This is a genomic window from Acinetobacter sp. NPDC052428 (assembly GCF_044547685.1).
Lineage (GTDB): Bacteria > Pseudomonadota > Gammaproteobacteria > Pseudomonadales > Moraxellaceae > Acinetobacter > Acinetobacter lwoffii_G.
This window is the reverse complement of sequence record NZ_JBIUAT010000011.1, coordinates 25,103-44,108: the sequence shown is the minus strand read 5'-3', so window position 1 is coordinate 44,108 and position 19,006 is coordinate 25,103. Positions and strand designations below refer to the sequence as shown.

Annotated in this window: 16 protein-coding genes; 4 read left to right on the top strand and 12 right to left on the bottom strand. The window is 42.7% G+C overall.

What is annotated here, in order from left to right; translation table 11 throughout:
• Positions 1-45 precede the first annotated feature (45 nt).
• The 3 genes from betA to betI are packed head-to-tail and all read right to left on the bottom strand — an operon-like array spanning position 46 to position 3,788.
• Positions 46-1,701, bottom strand: coding sequence for a choline dehydrogenase (betA, locus tag ACIG3F_RS08320; RefSeq protein ID WP_396469804.1), 1,656 nt, complete (start codon positions 1,699-1,701; stop codon positions 46-48).
• A gap of 11 nt (positions 1,702-1,712) precedes the next feature.
• A complete protein-coding gene (gene betB / locus ACIG3F_RS08315; RefSeq protein WP_396469803.1) occupies positions 1,713-3,188 on the bottom strand; it encodes a betaine-aldehyde dehydrogenase in 1,476 nt (491 codons plus the stop codon).
• A 21-nt stretch (positions 3,189-3,209) separates the two neighbouring features.
• Positions 3,210-3,788, bottom strand: coding sequence for a transcriptional regulator BetI (gene betI, locus ACIG3F_RS08310; RefSeq protein ID WP_005266375.1), 579 nt, complete (start codon positions 3,786-3,788; stop codon positions 3,210-3,212).
• 269 nt (positions 3,789-4,057) lie between these two features.
• Between betI and ACIG3F_RS08305 the strand changes: the two genes are divergently transcribed.
• Positions 4,058-6,094 carry a choline transporter gene (locus ACIG3F_RS08305; RefSeq protein WP_374952781.1) on the top strand — a complete coding sequence of 679 codons (2,037 nt, stop codon included), beginning with the start codon at positions 4,058-4,060 and terminating at the stop codon, positions 6,092-6,094.
• Between the two features lie 28 nt (positions 6,095-6,122).
• Positions 6,123-6,731 carry a MarC family protein gene (locus tag ACIG3F_RS08300; RefSeq protein ID WP_004646981.1) on the top strand — a complete coding sequence of 203 codons (609 nt, stop codon included), beginning with the start codon at positions 6,123-6,125 and terminating at the stop codon, positions 6,729-6,731.
• Between the two features lie 67 nt (positions 6,732-6,798).
• On the opposite strand, the gene ACIG3F_RS08295 is transcribed toward ACIG3F_RS08300, so the two are convergent.
• Positions 6,799-9,006, bottom strand: coding sequence for a TonB-dependent receptor family protein (locus ACIG3F_RS08295; RefSeq protein ID WP_396469802.1), 2,208 nt, complete (start codon positions 9,004-9,006; stop codon positions 6,799-6,801).
• A gap of 502 nt (positions 9,007-9,508) precedes the next feature.
• Positions 9,509-10,426, bottom strand: a complete 918-nt coding sequence (locus tag ACIG3F_RS08290) for a LysR family transcriptional regulator (protein WP_253160005.1) — start codon at positions 10,424-10,426, stop codon at positions 9,509-9,511.
• 332 nt (positions 10,427-10,758) lie between these two features.
• Between ACIG3F_RS08290 and ACIG3F_RS08285 the strand changes: the two genes are divergently transcribed.
• Positions 10,759-10,926: a hypothetical protein gene (locus ACIG3F_RS08285; protein ID WP_004280333.1), complete on the top strand. Its 168-nt coding sequence runs from the start codon at positions 10,759-10,761 to the stop codon at positions 10,924-10,926.
• A gap of 158 nt (positions 10,927-11,084) precedes the next feature.
• On the opposite strand, the gene ACIG3F_RS08280 is transcribed toward ACIG3F_RS08285, so the two are convergent.
• From ACIG3F_RS08280 to ACIG3F_RS08270, 3 genes are all read right to left on the bottom strand, one after another.
• Complete coding sequence (locus tag ACIG3F_RS08280) at positions 11,085-11,282, bottom strand: hypothetical protein (protein ID WP_004646985.1); 198 nt, start codon at positions 11,280-11,282, stop codon at positions 11,085-11,087.
• A 255-nt stretch (positions 11,283-11,537) separates the two neighbouring features.
• Positions 11,538-13,268 (bottom strand): protein kinase, encoded by a 1,731-nt coding sequence (locus ACIG3F_RS08275; protein WP_396469801.1) that lies wholly within the window; start codon positions 13,266-13,268, stop codon positions 11,538-11,540.
• 66 nt (positions 13,269-13,334) lie between these two features.
• Entirely contained in the window at positions 13,335-14,144 is an 810-nt protein-coding gene (locus ACIG3F_RS08270) for a formate/nitrite transporter family protein (protein WP_396469800.1), read from the bottom strand.
• Positions 14,145-14,430: 286 nt separating this feature from the next.
• On the opposite strand from ACIG3F_RS08270, the gene cynS reads away from it, so the two are divergent.
• Positions 14,431-14,880, top strand: a complete 450-nt coding sequence (gene cynS, locus ACIG3F_RS08265) for a cyanase (RefSeq protein ID WP_180038404.1) — start codon at positions 14,431-14,433, stop codon at positions 14,878-14,880.
• A 302-nt stretch (positions 14,881-15,182) separates the two neighbouring features.
• On the opposite strand, the gene ACIG3F_RS08260 is transcribed toward cynS, so the two are convergent.
• The 4 genes from ACIG3F_RS08260 to modA all read right to left on the bottom strand — a co-directional run bounded on the left by ACIG3F_RS08260 (position 15,183) and on the right by modA (position 18,960).
• A complete protein-coding gene (locus tag ACIG3F_RS08260) occupies positions 15,183-16,532 on the bottom strand; it encodes an MFS transporter (protein ID WP_396469799.1) in 1,350 nt (449 codons plus the stop codon).
• Positions 16,533-16,862: 330 nt separating this feature from the next.
• Positions 16,863-17,504, bottom strand: coding sequence for an ATP-binding cassette domain-containing protein (locus ACIG3F_RS08255; RefSeq protein ID WP_396469798.1), 642 nt, complete (start codon positions 17,502-17,504; stop codon positions 16,863-16,865).
• A 1-nt stretch (position 17,505) separates the two neighbouring features.
• A complete protein-coding gene (gene modB / locus ACIG3F_RS08250) occupies positions 17,506-18,189 on the bottom strand; it encodes a molybdate ABC transporter permease subunit (RefSeq protein WP_396469797.1) in 684 nt (227 codons plus the stop codon).
• A 6-nt stretch (positions 18,190-18,195) separates the two neighbouring features.
• Positions 18,196-18,960, bottom strand: coding sequence for a molybdate ABC transporter substrate-binding protein (gene modA / locus ACIG3F_RS08245; RefSeq protein ID WP_216986045.1), 765 nt, complete (start codon positions 18,958-18,960; stop codon positions 18,196-18,198).
• Between the last annotated feature and the right edge of the window lie 46 nt (positions 18,961-19,006).

Genomic DNA, 19,006 nt, shown 5'->3' with positions numbered 1-19,006 from the left:
TCGCTTTACTCCTGCTTTGCTAGACAACAGAAATAAAACCATGATTTAAGCGCGAGGCGCCTTGTAAAAAGGTGCAGATGAAGGCGCAAGAGCAGGCTTGCCACGAATATGGTCTGCCAGTTTTTCAGCGATCATAATCGTAGTTGCATTGAGGTTACCGGTAATGATCAAAGGCATAATCGAGGCGTCAATCACACGCAGACCCTGCATTTCATGTACGCGTCCATAACCATCGACAACCGCCATGTCATCCTCACCCATTTTACAGCTACACGATGGATGATACGCGGTTTCTGCATGATTACGAACAAATTCATCAATTTCAGCATCTGTTTGTAGATGTTTTCCCGGACTGATTTCTTCACCACGATAGGGATCTAATGCCGGCTGATGCATGATTTCCCGGGTAATGCGGATGGCATCGCGGAATTCACGCCAGTCCTGCTCGGTACTCATATAGTTGAACAGAATACTTGGATGCTCAAACGGGTCTTTGGATTTCAGACGAACACGGCCACGTGACGGCGAACGCATAGAGCCCACATGAGCCTGAAAACCATGTTCATGAATGGCATTGGTGCCATTATAATTAATCGCCACAGGCAGGAAATGATACTGGATATTAGGCCAGTCAAATTCGTCTGAAGAACGGATAAAACCACCGGCTTCAAACTGGTTACTGGCCCCAATACCTTTTCCTAAAAATAACCATTCTGCGCCAATCATCGGCTGGTTATACCATTTGAGTGCTGGATACAAACTAACTGGTTTCTTGCACTTATATTGCAGGTACATTTCCAGATGATCCTGCAGGTTTTCACCCACGCCTGGCAAATCCTGAACCACAGGAATATCCAGACTTTTTAACAGTTCAGCTGGACCCACACCGGAGCGTTGCAGGATTTGCGGTGAGGCAATCGCACCACCACATAATAAAACTTCACGATCCGCAAAGACCTGAATCGGCTGTAAGGTATTTTGTCCTTCAAAATATTCCACACCAATCGCCTGATTACGATTAAACAGAATACGGTTGGTCATGGCGTGGGAAATAATTGTGAGATTATCCCGGCCTTTGGCCATATCCAGATAACCACGTGCTGTACTGGAACGACGGCCTTGCGGCGTTACGGTACGGTCCATCGGCCCAAAACCTTCCTGCTGATAGCCATTCAGGTCATCAGTACGTGGATAGCCGGCCTGTACACCTGCCTCGACCATGGCATGGAACAGTTCATTATTGCCATTTTTAGGTGTTGCGACCGAAACCGGTCCAGAATCACCATGATAATCATTGCCGCCAATATCGCGCGTTTCAGCTTTTTTATAATATGGCAGACATTCAGCATAGCTCCAGTGTTCTAGCCCCTTAAGGCTGGCCCACTGTTCCAGATCCATAGCATTACCACGGATATAGCACATGCCATTAATCAGTGAAGATCCGCCCAGACCTTTACCACGGCCGCATTCCATACGGCGATTGTTCATGTGGGGTTCTGGATCGGTCAGATAGGCCCAGTTATAACGGCGTCCCTGTAATGGATAAGCCAATGCAGCCGGCATTTGTGTTCTGAAGTCTAGACGGTAATCCGGCCCACCTGCTTCCAGCAATAGGACTTTCACATCCGGATCTTCAGTTAAACGCGCTGCGAGTACATTCCCTGCCGAACCTGCACCGATAATAATATAGTCGTAATTCATCCAATCCTCCCTTATGCGCTAAATACAGACTGGAAAGGACTAAGTTCAACTTGCACCGACTTGGTCTGGGTATATTGCTGTAGCGTGACAATACCGTTTTCGCGACCGACACCTGAATGTTTATAGCCACCGACAGGCATTTCTGCCGGTGATTCGCCCCAGGTATTAATCCAGCAAATGCCGGCTTCGATTTGATGAATAATACGATGCGCACGTGCCAGATTCGGTGTCACGACACCAGCTGCCAAACCATATTCGGTATCATTGGCACGACGAATCGCCTCTTCTTCTGAGTCATAACTCAGAATACTCATGACTGGACCAAAAATTTCTTCACGTACAATGGTCATGTCATCACGGCAGTCGGTAAATACGGTTGGCAGGACATAAGCTCCTTGGACAAACTGTTCATCCTTAGCACGGCCGCCGCCACATAATAGGCGTGCCCCTTCTATCTTGCCTTTTTCGATATAGCCCAGCACTTTTTCCATATGCTCAAAGCTGGAAACCGGACCGAAATTGGTTTCAGGATCAAGTGGATCACCCATACGGATATGTTCAACACGCTGCAAAATCTTTTCTTCAAATTCTGCTTTCAATGCCAAAGGCACAAATACGCGAGTACCGTTGGTACACACCTGACCGGAACTATAGAAATTGGCCATCATGGCAATATCGGCCGCCAAATCCAGATCGGCATCTTCACAGATAATCAGCGGAGACTTACCGCCCAGCTCCATCGTGACTTCTTTCAGGCTAGAATTTGCAGCTTGCGCCATGACCTTTTTGCCGGTAGAAACGCCACCGGTAAACGACACTTTGGCAATATCAGGATGCGAAGTCAGATAACCACCAATTTCACCACTGCCGGTAACCACATTAAAGACACCATGCGGCACACCTGCTTCAGTATAAATTTCTGCCAGTTTTAATGCAGTTAAAGGCGTCACTTCACTGGCTTTAAAGATCATGGCATTGCCTGCTGCCAGTGCAGGTGCAGATTTCCATAAGGCAATTTGAACCGGATAATTCCATGCACCAATCCCGGCAACCACACCCAAAGGTTCACGGCGAGTATAAACAAACGAACTGCTTCTGAGCGGGATTTGCTGGCCTTCTAATGCTGGCAAAATACCTGCATAGTATTCGAGTACATCTGCACCTGTCGCAATATCGACGGTGGATGTTTCACTGAAAGCTTTACCACTGTCGAGACTTTCTAAACGCGCCAGCTCGTCATTACGTTCACGGAGGATGGCAACAGCCTTGTTCAAAATACGGGAACGTTGAATCGCCGTCATTTCTGCCCAGACTTTTTGTCCTTGTTGTGCCGATTCAACAGCGCGATCGATATCTTTTCGCGTACATACCTGCACGTCTGCCAGAATTTTGCCTGTTGCAGGATTAATCGTTTGAAACGTGCTATTGGACGTTGCATCGACATATTGTCCATGAATATAAGGACGTTGCAGTTTGAATGTTGTCAATGGAATTTCCTCGCAGGTGGGTTATTTGAGTTGTTGCCGGATATATTCACTACACAGTTCAATCGGCAGTTCTGGGTCAATTTCGCCATTTACCAAAGCACCTCTTAACCAGAATCCATCAATCAATGCTGCCAAACCTTGAGCGGCTTTCTCTGCCTGGTCTTTATTCAACTTTTTCATGAATTCATATTTAAGGTTGGAATGTAAGCGGTAATGATTGATCTGCTGTAACCGATGTAACTCAGGTTGATGCAAACTGCTAGCCCAGAACGCCAACCAGACTTTCATGGCCGCCTTGTCGGTTTGTGGAGCAGCAAAATTACCACGTACGATCGCCAGTAAGCGCTGCTCCGGTAAGTCATCAACCTGTATCTTTATCTGTGCAACAGATTTACCCAATTGCTGCAATAAGTAACGCATTGTGGCTTCAATCAAGCCATTTTTACCTCGAAAGTAATGACTTATGATGCCGGTTGAGACACCTGCTCTCTGGGCAATCTGACTAATTGAAGCTTCTGCAAAACCTAGCTCATTCACTGCAGCTAAGGTGGCATCGATCAGTTGCTGACGACGGATCGGTTGCATACCAACTTTGGGCATAGGACTAACCTGAATAACGGATGTAACAATAAAAATCACTCTGCTAAAGCAAATAGCTGAATGATGTAACAATTCATAAACGCTTTTTTAATTGAACGTTCAATTAATAAAAATTATAGTGCCAGCTCACCCTTGATGTACAGCGCAGTTTGTTTTGAATTTGCAAAAGTTTGTAATTCACGAAAACAAGGAAGCTTTACCGCAGGCTTTTGCTTTTAAATCACACTGCACTGTAGATCATCCGGCAACAAAACGATGGTTAGAGATTTATGCAAAAGAAAAATGAAGAGAAGCAAGATAGTCTGAATAAAGTGGTTTTTTATTTTTCGGCGACGCTTATTCTGCTGTTTTCTATCATTACCATTTTATTTAATGAACAAGCCAATCAAGTCATTATCAATATCTTAAACTGGGTCAGTCGTACCTTTAGCTGGTATTATCTGCTGGCGGCAACGCTGTATCTGGTTTTTATCGTCTTTATCGCCTGTTCCCGTTATGGCGAGATTAAACTCGGCCCTAAACATTCCAAACCAGAATTTAGCCTGCTGAGTTGGTCGGCGATGCTATTTTCTGCCGGGATCGGGATTGACCTGATGTTTTTCTCGGTGGCGGAACCGCTTTCCCACTATATGAATCCACCTGTGGGCGAAGGTGAAACTTTTGAAGCTGCGCGCCAGTCCATGGTGTGGACCCTGTTTCACTACGGTTTAACTGGCTGGAGTATGTATGCGCTGATTGGGGTCGCGCTAGGTTATTTCAGCTATCGCTACAATTTACCGCTCACCATTCGATCAGCACTCTATCCTATTTTTGGAAAAAGAATTAATGGTCCAATTGGCCATACTGTGGATACGGCTGCAGTACTCGGCACGATTTTCGGGATTGCCACGACCTGCGGTATTGGCGTTGTACAATTAAATTATGGCCTGCATGTGCTTTTTGATGTACCAGAAAATATCTGGATTCAAACTGCATTAATCACCGTTGCTGTGATTATTACTATTATTTCAGTCACTGCGGGTGTCAATAAAGGCATCCGGATCCTGTCTGAAATTAATATCTATGTATCAATTGGGCTGTTGCTATTCATTCTGTTTGTAGGAAATACCGAGTTTTTATTAGCCGCCTTGATCCAGAATTTTGGTGACTATATCAGCCAGTTCCCGAAGCTTTCTTTAAGCAGTTTTCCTTTTGAACAACCGAAAGAGTGGATGAATAGTTGGACCCTATTCTTCTGGGCATGGTGGATCGCTTGGTCACCTTTTGTCGGTCTGTTCCTGGCTCGTATTTCGCGTGGTCGTACCATTCGCGAATTTGTCACGGGCACTTTGGTTATTCCTCTGTTATTTACCCTGACATGGTTGTCTATTTTCGGTAACAGTGCTTTATACAGCGTGATTTTTGATGGTAATACTCAACTTGCTACGACAGTTTTAGAAAATCCGGCACATGGTTTCTATGATCTGTTGGCGCAGTATCCAGGCTTTACGTTTACTGCAGGTGTCGCCACCATTACCGGTTTGCTGTTCTATGTGACTTCAGCAGATTCAGGAGCATTGGTACTGGGAAATTTCACCACGAAATTTACTAATATTGAGCATGATTCACCGCGCTGGCTGAGTGTGTTCTGGGCGGTTGCCATTGGCCTGCTGACTCTCGCAATGCTGATGGCTAACGGCGTGACAGCATTACAGAACACCACGATTATTATGGGGCTGCCTTTTAGTTTCGTCATTTTCTTTGTGATGGCGGGACTATATAAGTCCTTGCGTCTGGAGGATTTTCGTCAGGCCAGTACCAGCCTGAATGCTGCGCCTGTGGTCGGTAATGTGGATATCCTGAACTGGAAAAAGCGTCTGAGCCGGGTCATGCTGCATCCAAGTCTCTCCCAGACGCGTACCATGCTGGATAATGTCTGCAAGCCGGCCATCGAGGCCGTTGCAACCGAGTTAATTGACAAAGGAATTCAAGTCAATATCCAGGAAAAACCGCTTGAGGAAGAACCTGAACTGTATCACCTGGATCTGACTATTCAGCTCGATGAAGAAGAAAACTTTGTTTATGAAATATGGCCGGTACGCTATGACACGCCAAATTTCAGTTCACGTGGTAAACGAACCAAACGTTATTACTATCGTCTGGAAAGTTATCTGTTTGAAGGCTCTCAGGGCAACGATCTGGTCGGTTACAGTAAGGAACAGGTGATCAATGACATCCTGGATAAATATGAACGCCATATGATGTATCTGCATATTAACCGGATCAGCCCAGGTAAACGTCCGCTGTTCCCGGACCGTGAAATCTAGGATATCTCAACTACGGAAGGACTGAATGATGTCAGAAAGTTTGAATGCATTTGCCCTGTTTTTCTCCCTGCTCAACCCTTTTCTGATGAGTATTTATATGCTCGGAATTATCCGTAATTCCGACGCAAAAGTATTCAACATGGCATTGATTCAGGGCAGTCTGATCAGCTTTATTGTGTTCATCATTTTTGCAAAAACCGGTGAAGCCTTCTTTAATGAAGTCTTGCATGTACGGTTTGAGTCCTTCCAGATTTTTGGCGGTATTATTTTTCTGGTGATTGGCTATCGTTATGTCTTTGAAGGTGCTGATACGATTGGTGTGATGCGTGGAGCGCCCAGTCATCTGGCGGGTACGATTGCCATGCCGTTTATGATCGGTCCCGGCACCATTTCGGCTTCCGTGATTACCGGGATTCAGCTCAGTTTAATGCAAACCATTCTGGTGATCTTCTTTACCCTGTTTCTGACCTGTAGCTTGCTAATTCTGATGAAATACCTGCATGATCATTTACAGCATAAATATTCCAACTACATTGACCTGTATGTCGATATTGTCGGTCGTGTTGCAGCGCTTCTGATTGGTACGATTGCCATTGATATGATTGTGACAGGTGTTACCGGAATTTTAGAAACCTGATCAATCATTTTATTGAGTAAATAAAAAGAGCGGGAAATATCCCGCTCTTTTTTTAATTTTTAAATAATTAAAATTTAAATGACACACCGGCATAAGTAGAGAAACCTTCACCAGGCGAAGAACGAGCTTCATCTTTCCCACCGTCGTTAAGGCCTGGAATCACGACCGCAGCATATTTCTCATCCGTGATATTTTTAAAGTTGATCCAGGTTTTCCATGATTGATGTTCTGGTGCATAACCCACATCAATGCCCCAGATCTGATAGTCGTCACTGAATTGGCTATTAGCATAATCATGCGCCATTTTAGATGCATATTCAGTATTCAGACCAATATAGAGGCCATTATTTAAAGCATAACTCAGTTGAGCCTGATACAGATGTTTTGGAATCCCAGGTAACTGGTTCTTGCCAAACAATGGATCATTTTTATACTGGAAATCGCTAAGGGTATAAGCCTGTTGCAGACGCAGTTCGCCATATTGGGATTCATGCAAGGGCGTATCCAGACTTAGCTCTATCCCTTGATGAATCGTTGGCGTGGCATTTGCTTCTACACTAATTCTTTCCTCTGAAGTAGTAGAATCAGAATCATTCCCGTAATTTTTAATCATTTCAGAAGACAATAGCTCCTTTTTAATCTTGGAATAATAGTAGCTCAGTGCCCAGTCTCCAAAACCTGATTGTCCACGCCCCCCCAGTTCAAAACTATTGGCGGTTTGCGTATCCAAATAGATTGGCGCACGTACTCGATTTGATGCAGCTCCACTGTCTTTAGAATAGTAATAAGGTGAAGACCAAGCCATTGCCCAAGGATGTGCCGGTTCAATACTCCGGCTTAAATTGGCAAACCATTGCACAGAGTCATTTGGCTGATAGGTCAATCCAACTCGTGGTGCAAAATTCCATTCATAACGACTGACTTTAGGATCTACATCAGGACCTAAATCTGGGTCGGGAATAATATTTGCATAAGTCACTTCACTTTCCCGATGGGTATACACAGCTGCCAATCCCAGATCTAATTTGAACTGATCATTTAATGTAGTTTCCTGATCAAATTGCAGCACGTTGTCTGAACCACGATAGGTATAACGGCGGGTAACTGTGTCTGCCGGATAAGTTTGATTACCAATTTCTGTATTAAATCTTAAAGTTTCAGTAACCCCACTGTCCGGGCGGTGTGTGGTAGTGCGCAAGGCAATACGCCCCTGATGCTCCAGACCTAGAAACTGATAAGGCTTTTCATACTGGAAGCGCGCCGTAATATCTTCATAATCGACATTGGTACGATAACTGCTTTCACGTAAATCCAGCGGATAATGATGATAAGCCAGACTGCCAGTCAGTTTTGCATCATCCTGTAAATTCCAGGTCGTGGTATTGGCCAGCCAAGTACTGCCCGGCTGAATCCGTTTGGCATCTACCGCTAAATTAAAGCTATTCGCTGCTTCAGGATCATTTTTGAGCTGTTCTTGTGTAATCCGTCCTGGAGTTAAATGCTTGCTCTCACGGTAACGAGCATAAAAACGGGTTTCGATATCCGGACTGATCTGATAGCCCAAATTAAAAGCCAGACCCTTACCATCGCCTTCAGCATGATCCTGAATTCCATCAAACTGGGTACTCGTCAGCGCCAGATAATAATCCATCTGATCCAGCTTTCGGCCGGTACTAAACTGATATTTTTGATAACCATGGCTGCCCATTTCATATTTGAGTTCAGAGCCATCCTGATCTGCGCCGGTCTTGGTTCTATAGTTGATTGTTCCACCTAAGGCCAGTCCGCCTTGCTTAAAGCCATTGGCTCCGCGATAAACCCCGACATGATCAATCCACCAGGGTTCTAGCAGTTCATACGCTGTACCGCCCGGCCCGGTAAATGGAATATCATCAATTAGAACATGCGTACCGGATGCGTGTGCACCTGAAGTCCGGTTGATTCCTGAGCCACGGATCGAGATTTTTGCACCTTCATTCCCTGCAGACTGGGCATAAATTCCTGGCTGTAAACGGAACACATCGGCTGTGGTTGCAAGTCGCTGCTGTTCTAATTGCTGCTCACCAATGAAATTCGTTCCTCCTGAAACCTGAGCCAGCTCTTTCTGATATTGCTGCTGCGGATTGGCATTTTGCTCAGCGCTGATCACAATAGTATTCAGCTGTTGAACATTGTCCGGTTCTACGGCAGTTTCAGCATAAAGATGACCTGAGACAATCGACAGAATCATGAGGCTCAGCGGGCTTTTCTTGAGAGGAATTTTTGTCATGTGCATGGCGATTTTATACAGTCCTGTATAAGTGATTCCGTTTTATGAGAGGAAATCAGTTTAAAAATTATGCTGTAGCATAGATCAACATTGTTATTTTCAGGAGTTATTTTCTGCCAAAAAATTGACTGATCAGCGTATGTTTTTTCATTTTATTTAATCTTTTTATTAAAAATCAACTTGCAAGATCAGAACCACATCCTCACAAGTTCCAAGAACTTAATTTTTAAGTATTTGATATTTAATAATATAATATTTAATTCTGCACAGATGTATTTCCACTTGGCAAAATGTAATACTTATCAAAAATTATAATCCACTAAACCAATTCTTTAATTTCGAAAGTTGATCGAAGTTGTATATTTTCTGACTTGAAGTAGACAAGATTAACCTCATCATCTTATAGAAAAATTGAAATTCTTGAGAGAAAAAAGTCCATTTTAAAAAAATCCTGACGATGCAGGATTTTTAAGAATCACGGGCTTATAGACATTCAACTATTCATTGATCAGTTGTAGTAGACCTGTCTTTTTTTGGAAAACCGATCCAGCTGTTTCAAGAAGCCTTCAAAATAATCTTTCTGCTTTTCTTCTGTGCGATAGCCGGCGTATAAAGTTCGACGTAAGCCTTCAGGCGCTACACAGTCTAAACGGCGTGATGTCACCCAGCCTTTCTGCTCATATTCATTTACCACCCAATCAGGTAATGCACCAATCCCGCGACCACTTGCCACTAACTGAATCAGCATTTGAGTCAAGTCGGTGGTGCGAATGTCTTTTGGTAGAATATTAGCGGGAATAAACAAGCGCGACATAATGTCTAAACGGTGTTTATCCACCGGATAAGTCACCAGCGTTTCTTCAGCAAGTTCCTGAACAGTAATCTCTTTCGCACGTACCAGTGGATGGGTATTGGATAAAACCAAGCGTGATTCGTATTCAAATATCGGAAAATATTCAATGCCTTTAAGCGCAATCGGATCAGCCGTAATTAAAAGATCAAACTCTCCGGTTTGTAATAATTCATGCGGATTCGATTCAAAACCTGAAGCAAAGTCCAGATCTACATCCGGATATTGCATCCGGTATTGATTGAGTAGTGGCATCAACCAGTCAAAACAGCTATGACATTCAGAGGAGAAAACTATTCGCCCGGTCTGACCATGCACAATACGGCTGATATCACTCTGTGCAATTTGAACTTGCGGTAATATTTCATCTGCCAGTTTTAACAACCGCTCTCCAACATTTGAAAAGCTCACAGGGCGACTACGCCGATTGACCACTTCGACGCCAAACCATTGGTCGAGTTCACGTAGCTGATGTGACAAGGCCGATGGGGTTAAACATAAATCACTTGCTGCTGCAACCAAAGAACCATGCTCCCGCAGAGCAGTTAAAGTTCTTAAATGGCGGAGTTCTATCATGGAAAATACCGGAAATTTCAAAAGACGGATAATACTTAATCTGTCTTAAGCATAACCCATTTCTCTTATTTTATTTAGTTTTTCTCATTTAAAAACTAGAATAATGAGATATATTCATTTATTGGGTTTATAAGTTAAAATTCCTATTCCCTTAAATTTTTATTAATTTAATTTTATTGATCAAATTAAACCTTATTAAATCAACCTATAAAATATCGCTTAAAATTACAGCAGCAACAAGATAGAAAACTAACTCAGGTATAAAAGTCACAGAATAATTTTGCTGCATTCATACAATAAAAATTAGAAAGTATTTTAGAGGATGAAAGACTATGTCCAATCCAATCGATCGGAATGATGAAGAGCTCACTGAAGAACAACTTGATCCTCAAGAAAAACAGGATCGCGAGATCCAGCGCGGTCAATTAGGCCTTCATGATCCACAGAGACAACGTGATCAGCTGCGTCAGGAAAGACAGGATGAGGAACAAATTCAGTAATTTTCCCTGAGATGCAAAATAAAAAACTCCCCATTCTTAAAATAGATGGGGAGTTTTTTTTCAGTATTAAAAAGTTAGGGACTAGTTTTTCGCATCACCACATCTTATACATCTGATCTAATCTGAACAGCTCACCTTCTTGGATGAGTGCTATTTTACTATTTCGTTTCTGTAGAGGCTTTTGCTTGTAGGGACTGCGCTTGTATTTCTGCCGTTTTTTTCTTGGCCTGAATTTGTGCCGCTATTTCCTGATTTTTCTCAGCAAAACGCAAGCCACCATCTCCGGCGAGACTGGTTTGGCTCATCACCATGCTGCTGCTCAAGATTAAAATCAGCTTAAAAAATTGAATTTTCATGTCTCATCTGCCTTTTTATTCTAATGGTATTAAAAATAAGCAATTATTATTCCAATGTTTTTATGCTTACTTAGATTTTAACTGCACTTTCTATTTTATAGGGATAATCTTCGAAAACACAGAGTCAATCATCGTAAAAATAGAAAAATCTGCAATAAGAATAAATAGATATTTTGACTACATCTCAGCTCAAATCACATCTGATTTTTTACTTCAGTCAAAAAAAAATCGTTCAACAGCTTATTTGGATTATTTTCATTGGCTAAAATATAGTGCAAACACCCAGAGCAATAACAAAAAAAGAATCGCTGTGCAGGATTTCCAGAAAGTGACTGGATGCTTTTCAAGCATAGGGCGTGAAACTGATTTTTTAAATTTGATATCTGGGTGTTTCAGATCATATATAAAGGCTGAAAGTGCTTCATAGCGCTGCTCCGGGCGAATGGAAAGCGCTTTTTTAAAGATGGCGTCCAAGCCATGCGGCAGATCCGGTCGATACTCATAGAGTGGATGATATCGAACCTGTTTTAAGTCCTTTTCGGTCTTACAGCGCGCAAGGTCTGTCCCATAAGGTAATTGTCGGGTCAATAAATAATAACTCATCACCGCCAGCGAGAACTGATCTGATTTTACTGATGGGGAGCATCCAATAAAATATTCAGGTGCCATAAAGGCCAAGGTTCCCAAAGGAACATCTGCATGTTTGGGATTCAGTTCAACCAGACCTCTGACCGCAGTCGATCCATAATCAATCAGTTTCACTTTCAAGGTATCGGCTGGTTCGAGCAGCATGACATTTTCTGGTCGTACATCCTGGTGCAGCATTTCAAGACGGTGCATGGCATTCAATGCTTTGGCCACCTGCTCAATGATCGGAAGCAACTGCTGTAAAGTTAAAGCAGTTTTATGACGGTGCAGCCATCGGTTTAGGCTTTCCCCTTGTAAATATTCATAACTTTGAAATAAAAACTTCTTGCTGCCCTTATGTGGATAGCATTGCAGCAGATTTTCATGTTTTAAGCGTTTCGATACCCAGTCTTCCAGCTGAAATTGTTCTACGGCTTTGAGATCATCCTGCACATCGACAGACAAGGTTTTAATGACCAACTGATTTTGTGTCGCTTCATCATGCGCCAAATAGAGGCTGCTGCGATGATTTTGGTGCAGGATTTTATCAATCCGATAACCTTCAAACAGATCACCATGACTCAGCTGTTGCGGAAATAAAACATGGCTCTTGATATGAAAGGATTCCTCCTCAGGCAACTGTTCCACTTTAATGATTTGAATGGTGAGATTGTCATCACTACCCCGCTTTAAAGCCAGCTCGACTATAGACTTGGCAATAATATCCAGATGTTGTTGCTGCTCGACCATATTCGAGATGAGTTGAATATCTATGAATTCATAGACACCATCTGTCATCAAGATAAAGAAATCATCTTCACATAATTCAAGCTGCTGATAATCGACATCGATACGATGGTCGGCACCCAGTGCACGACTTAAATAATGTTCTGTTGATGACAGGCAAACACGGTGATCAGCCGTCAACTGTTCAATGGCTTGTGCCTGAATGCGATAAATCCGGCTGTCGCCAGCATGAAAGATATGTGCCCTGTTTTTTTTCAAAATCAGTGCACTAAAGGTGCAGACATAACCCTGGTCTTTATCAAAACGCCCGCGGCTTTGCTGGGTTTGTGCATAGAGCCAGGAATTAGTCGCACGAATAACCCGTGCCGCTGAAGTTTGAGTACTCCATGCATCCGAAGTCGAATAATAATCCGATAAAAAACTGCTGACTGCAGTTTCTGCTGCAATATGGCTGACATTGCTGCTACTGATCCCGTCTGCAATTGCACAGGCAATGCCCTTACTGCTAAGCGCGTGGCCTTCAGGAATATAGACCCCATGGAAATCCTGATTCTGTGCTTTGATTCCAGCGGAAGAATATTGCCCGATGCTGATCTTTAATTTTTTATTCATTTTAAATACTCAAAAAGGGATCGAATTGATCCCTTTAATCTCAAGACATAAATCATCATGCTCAGATTAGAATTCTTTTTTATCGCCAGTACGTACATGCGTGGTATAGAGCGCCAGACCTGTCAGTGCCAGACCACCCACTAAATTACCCAGTGCCACCGGTAATTCATTCCACAAGAAATAGTCTGTAATCGAGAAATCACCACCCATCATCATGGCAAATGGGAACAGGAACATATTCACCACTGAATGTTCAAAGCCCATGGCGAAAAACAGCATGATTGGCATCCACATCGCGATAAATTTTCCGCTGACTGTGGTTGACATCATGGCGCCAATTACCCCGAGTGACACCATCCAGTTACACAGCATGCCGCGGATAAAAATCGTCATCCAGCCAGCAAAACCATATTCGGCATAGCCCAAAGTCCGGTCCTCACCAATATGGGCAATTTTCACCCCGACCGCATTCGGTTCAGCTGCGAAACCCATGGTATAGACTGCGGCCATCAACACTGCCACGGTTAAACATCCGGCAAAGTTACCTAAAAAAACCAGTCCCCAGTTTTTTAAAATACGGGCCCACGTCACCCCAGGACGTTTGTCTAACCAGGCTAATGGAGTCAAAACAAATACCCCGGTCAGCAGATCATAGCCCAATAGATACAACATGCAGAAACCGACTGGAAATAGCAGCGCCCCGATCAGTGACACCCCTGTTTGTACCGCAATCGTCACGGCAAATACTGCCGCCAACGCCAGAATTGCGCCTGCCATAAACGCACGAATTAAAACATCACGCGTGGCCATATGAAGTTTTGCCTCACCAGCATCGACCACTTTTTTTGCAAACTCTGCAGGAGCAAGATAAGCCATATTTTTATCCCCTTTATATAAATTACTTGCCTGTTTGCAAATAAAAAACGCCTAAGGTCTATTTCAACCCTAGGCGTCTTTGCCTTGCATTATTCAAACAGATCAATTGTGTCATGGCGCCGTTGCCATATTTAATATAGATAAAAGCAAATAGCATGCCATTTATTTTAAATCGCTAATAAAAATCCTATAAATTATTTTAAAATTTCATCCTTATAATTATATTGGCACAATCTCTGCATTATCTATAGCGGTCATTTTTTAAATATAGCTATTGGAGAAGATTATGATTAGCCATCGTCAACAAGTGACAGACATGATTATTTCAGCGAAAGTTTTAAAGTCTATCAAATGGGCAGATGTCGCTGAAACAATAGGCCTTTCTAAAGAATGGGTGACAGCCGCATGTTTGGGTCAGATGGCTTTTAATAAAGAACAGGCAGAAAAAATTGGTGAAATATTTGGATTGACTGATGAAGCCATCGCCTGGTTGCAAATCGTACCCTATAAAGGTTCTCTGCCAACTAGCGTGCCGACAGATCCGCTGATTTATCGCTGGTATGAGGTTGTCAGCGTCTATGGTATGACTATTAAAGAACTGATCCATGAAGAATTTGGTGATGGAATTATGAGTGCAATTGATTTCAATATGGATATTCAACGTGAGAGTAATCCAAACGGAGATCGGGTGAATGTCGTATTATCCGGAAAGTTTTTACCTTATAAAACTTATTAATCCTCCACCATAAGCATAAAAGCCATTATTAAAATGGCTTTTATTTTATCTACACTTATTAAATTCATTTATTTTTTTAAAAATCATTATTAAAATATATATAATTTTTTCATCTCAAATTAAACATATAAACTATAAATGATTTTACTTTTATTCGATAAATTCAACCATTCTGTACTTTTTAAATAATATTTTCCTATCCTGAATATATAGCTCATCATTTTGTTTTTGAGTTAGCAAAACCAACAAAAAGGATATTGCTATCCTTTTTGTTGGCTTATTTTATATCAGGAAGTGTTGTGTTATTGCTGTGCTTCCGCCAGATGACGCTCACTTACTGCCTGTTCATATAAACGCTGTTCTTTTTCTTTATGTTCGACAGAAAAGCGGATCATCAACACACAACTTGCAGCAATCACCACCAAGCCACCCAGTACCATCAGGGTGGTTTGAATATCCAGCATGCCTTTTAACAGGAAACCTGCAGCTACCGCGCCGACATTGCCACCTGCTCCAATAATACCGGCCACACCACCCAAGGCATCACGGTCGATAAAAGGCACCAGTGCATAGGTAGCGCCACATGCCATATGAGTAAACAAGGCAAAGATGGTCATCGCCATGATCGCCAAGGTTGCGCTGTTCATTTGCGAAAATAAAATAAGAAACAGGCCTTCCAGCATGATCAAGGCAAACAGAACTTTGGTTCGACCATCCAGACCTTTTTGAATCGCGACTTTGTCTGAAACAATACCGCCTAAAGCGCGGGCAAACAATGCCAGTAAACCAAAAATTCCGGCAGCCATGCCTGCCTCTTTTAAGCCAAACTGAAAGTTGTCAACAAAGTACAAGGCAATAATGTTATGGATGAAAATTTCAATACCAAAACAGGCTGCGTAAGCCCCAAACAGAATCCACACACGGTAGTTACGTGCGGCATGCATTAAGATGGCAAGACCACCTTTTTTATCGCTACCGACAGAAATACCTTGCGCACGAAGTTCTTTAAAATTACCTTGTGGACAGTCTTGTGTGAATTTCCAGTACAGTACCCCGACAATGATCATCAGAATACCCGGAACCAGAAGTGCAATTCTCCATCCCATTGCCTGTTCTACACCGAACATCACCAAAGCAGCCAGCATTAAAGGCATCAGGGCCTGAGTCGCACCGCCACCGGCATTCCCCCAACCTGCTGTAGTTGCATTTGCCGTTCCCACCACATTTGGCGCAAACATGATACTGGTATGATATTGAGTAATCACGAAGCTGGCACCGATGGCGCCAATCAATAAACGGAAAAACAAGAAAGATTCATAACTGTTGGCCGACGCCACACCAAACACCGGAATACTGCCAATAATCAGTAAGGCGGTATAGGTTTTACGCGGACCGTATTTATCACACAACGGCCCCACGATCAGACGCACCAGAATTGTAATGGCGACTGCGGCAATATTGATATTGGCGATCTGCTCTTTGGTCAGGCTGAATTTACCGGCAATCACTGGCATTAACGGTGCACAGGCAAACCACGCAAAGAAACAGACAAAAAAAGCGAGCCAACTCATATGGAAGGCCCGCATCGCTGAACTACTGAAGTTAAATAGACTTATTTTTGTTGCTTTATTGAGACTTGTATTTGAAGACATAGCCATTTCCTTACCAGAACTGAACGTATTTAAGTCACTGTGATGCACAAGGCATATCAGTAACGATCAGAACGGACGTCATTGGCCGTCATACAAATGTAGAGTCTTCTTTGACTTTAATTAGATATATGCATAGGTCATGCCAGATTTTTTTTAAAACAAAATAAGACATTGTTTTATATAAAATAATTTATATTATAGCTTTTAAATTAAACCTTTCTTTCTTAAAAACAGAGAGAAAAATAGATATCTTCTGAAGCATTATGAGCAAAACAGCGAGAGGATGACCTGCTTGGAATCATTGCTGGTTTAAATCGGTGCAGCATTGCATCAGACTATTTTCCCCTTTTCAAAATGCAGCAACTGCGCCTGTAAATACGCCACTTCATCTACATGATGAGTCACATAAATCATGGGTAAGTTTGTTTGATTAATCACAATTTTCAGAAAGGGTAAAATCTGGTTTTTCAGTTTTTGATCCAGTCCATTTAAAGGTTCATCCAAAAGTAATAGATCGGGGGAAGATAAAAGTGCACGTCCGATAGAAACGCGCTGTGCCTGTCCACCAGAAAGTTGATGCGCCCGATGCCGAAGTAGTGGCTTTAATTCAAGTAACTCAACGATATCTTCGAAAAGAAATTTTTGCTGACCTTTATTTTTTATATTGAGCTGTTCTGCATATTTTAAATTCTGCATGACATTCAGATGCGGAAACAGTAAGGCTTGCTGAAAAATCAGGGCAATTTTTCTTTGATGAACAGGAATATTCAGTTTCTGCTGATGATCGAATAATATTTTTTGCTGAAAATGAATAAAGCCTTGTGATGGTTTTAATAGCCCTGCAATATTTTTTAAAAAGGTGCTTTTCCCACTTCCTGAGGCTCCCACAATACCAATCAATTGTGTCTGCATATCCAGACTGGCCTGTAGCTGGAAATTTGCGTAATTAAACTGAAAATCACACTTCAGCATCTTAACCCTCCAATTTACGTTGATACTTCTGCATGATCCAGTAATTTGCAATCAAGGCTGAAAAAGCCAGAATCAGAGATAAAATGACCAAACGCATAGCCATACTTTCTCCATCAGGCTGTTGTAACAGGCTATAAATGGCGATGGGAATGGTACGGGTTTCTTCTGGAATATTGCCAACAAAGGTAATCGTGGCACCAAATTCTCCCAGACTGCGGCTGAAACATAAAATGCTGCCGATTAAAATTCCAGGCAAAGCCAGAGGCAGGCTAATGCTACAGAATACCCGCCATGGTGTGGCGCCCAAAGATCCTGCCACCTGTTCTAACTGCCGGTTGATCATTTGAAAAGACAAGCGAATTGGTTGAACCATTAAAGGAAATGCCACAATCATTGCTGCCAGTACCGCACCTTTCCAGTTAAATATCAGCTGAATTCCCCATTTATGTAGATATTGCCCCAGCATACCCTGATGACCAAATAGCAGGAGCAGAAGATAGCCCAGTACTACCGGCGGTAGCACCATAGGCATCTGCAATATTGCCTCTACGAGAAATTTGGCCCTGAATTCATAACGCGCCAGTAACCATGCTACGGCGATAGCAAATGGCAGACACACCGCTGTGGCAAAGCCCGCTACTTTGGCTGAAAGCATCAAGGTACTCAGTTCTTCTGGTGTAAGCATGAGCAGTTAGCCTACCTTAAGCTTAAAACCGTATTTCTGGAAAATCTGCCTGGCCCTTGGACTCGTCTGGATAAATTCAGAAAATTGGACTGCTGCCTGATTTTTCTGGCCCTGCTGGGTTAAAGCAATCGGATACACAATCGGACGATGTGTACTGGCTGGAAATACTCCCGAAATTTTAACTTTTTTACTCATCAAGGCATCGGTTCTATACACAATGCCGATCTGACATTCGCCACGTTCTACAAAAGCCAAGGTTGAACGAACGCTATCCGTACCGACTATTCTGCCCCGAAGCGGATTCAACCAGCCTAGCCGGGTTAAGCTTTGCTTGGCATATTTTCCGGCAGGCACCGATTCCATTTGTCCGGTACATAGATAGCCTTGAAAGGCTTTAGCAAGATTAAAGTCGGCTGACATTTTAAAATGATTTTTTTGCTGAATAGGACTAATCAATACGAGTTCATTCAAAAGCAAAGGTCGAATCTGACCGATCTGAATTTTTTGTTTCTTGATCAGATCATTCATCCAGTCCAGGTCTGCAGAGAAAAATAGATCACTGCTCGCTCCCGCCGCAATTTGTTTCGCCAATACCGAAGACGCAGCAAAAACCGGAACGATCTGGATGTCCCGATGCTGTTGCTCATATAGTCTGGAAATATCAGTAATCGCATTGGTCAGGCTGGCTGCGGCATATATTTTAACTGTTTCGGCATACAGCATGGGGCTAGTCAACAGCACGCCAGTGAGTAGAACTTTGAATAAATCCATCTTTCTCATTCTATGTGATTCGAATATTGAGAATTGCGACAGGCAT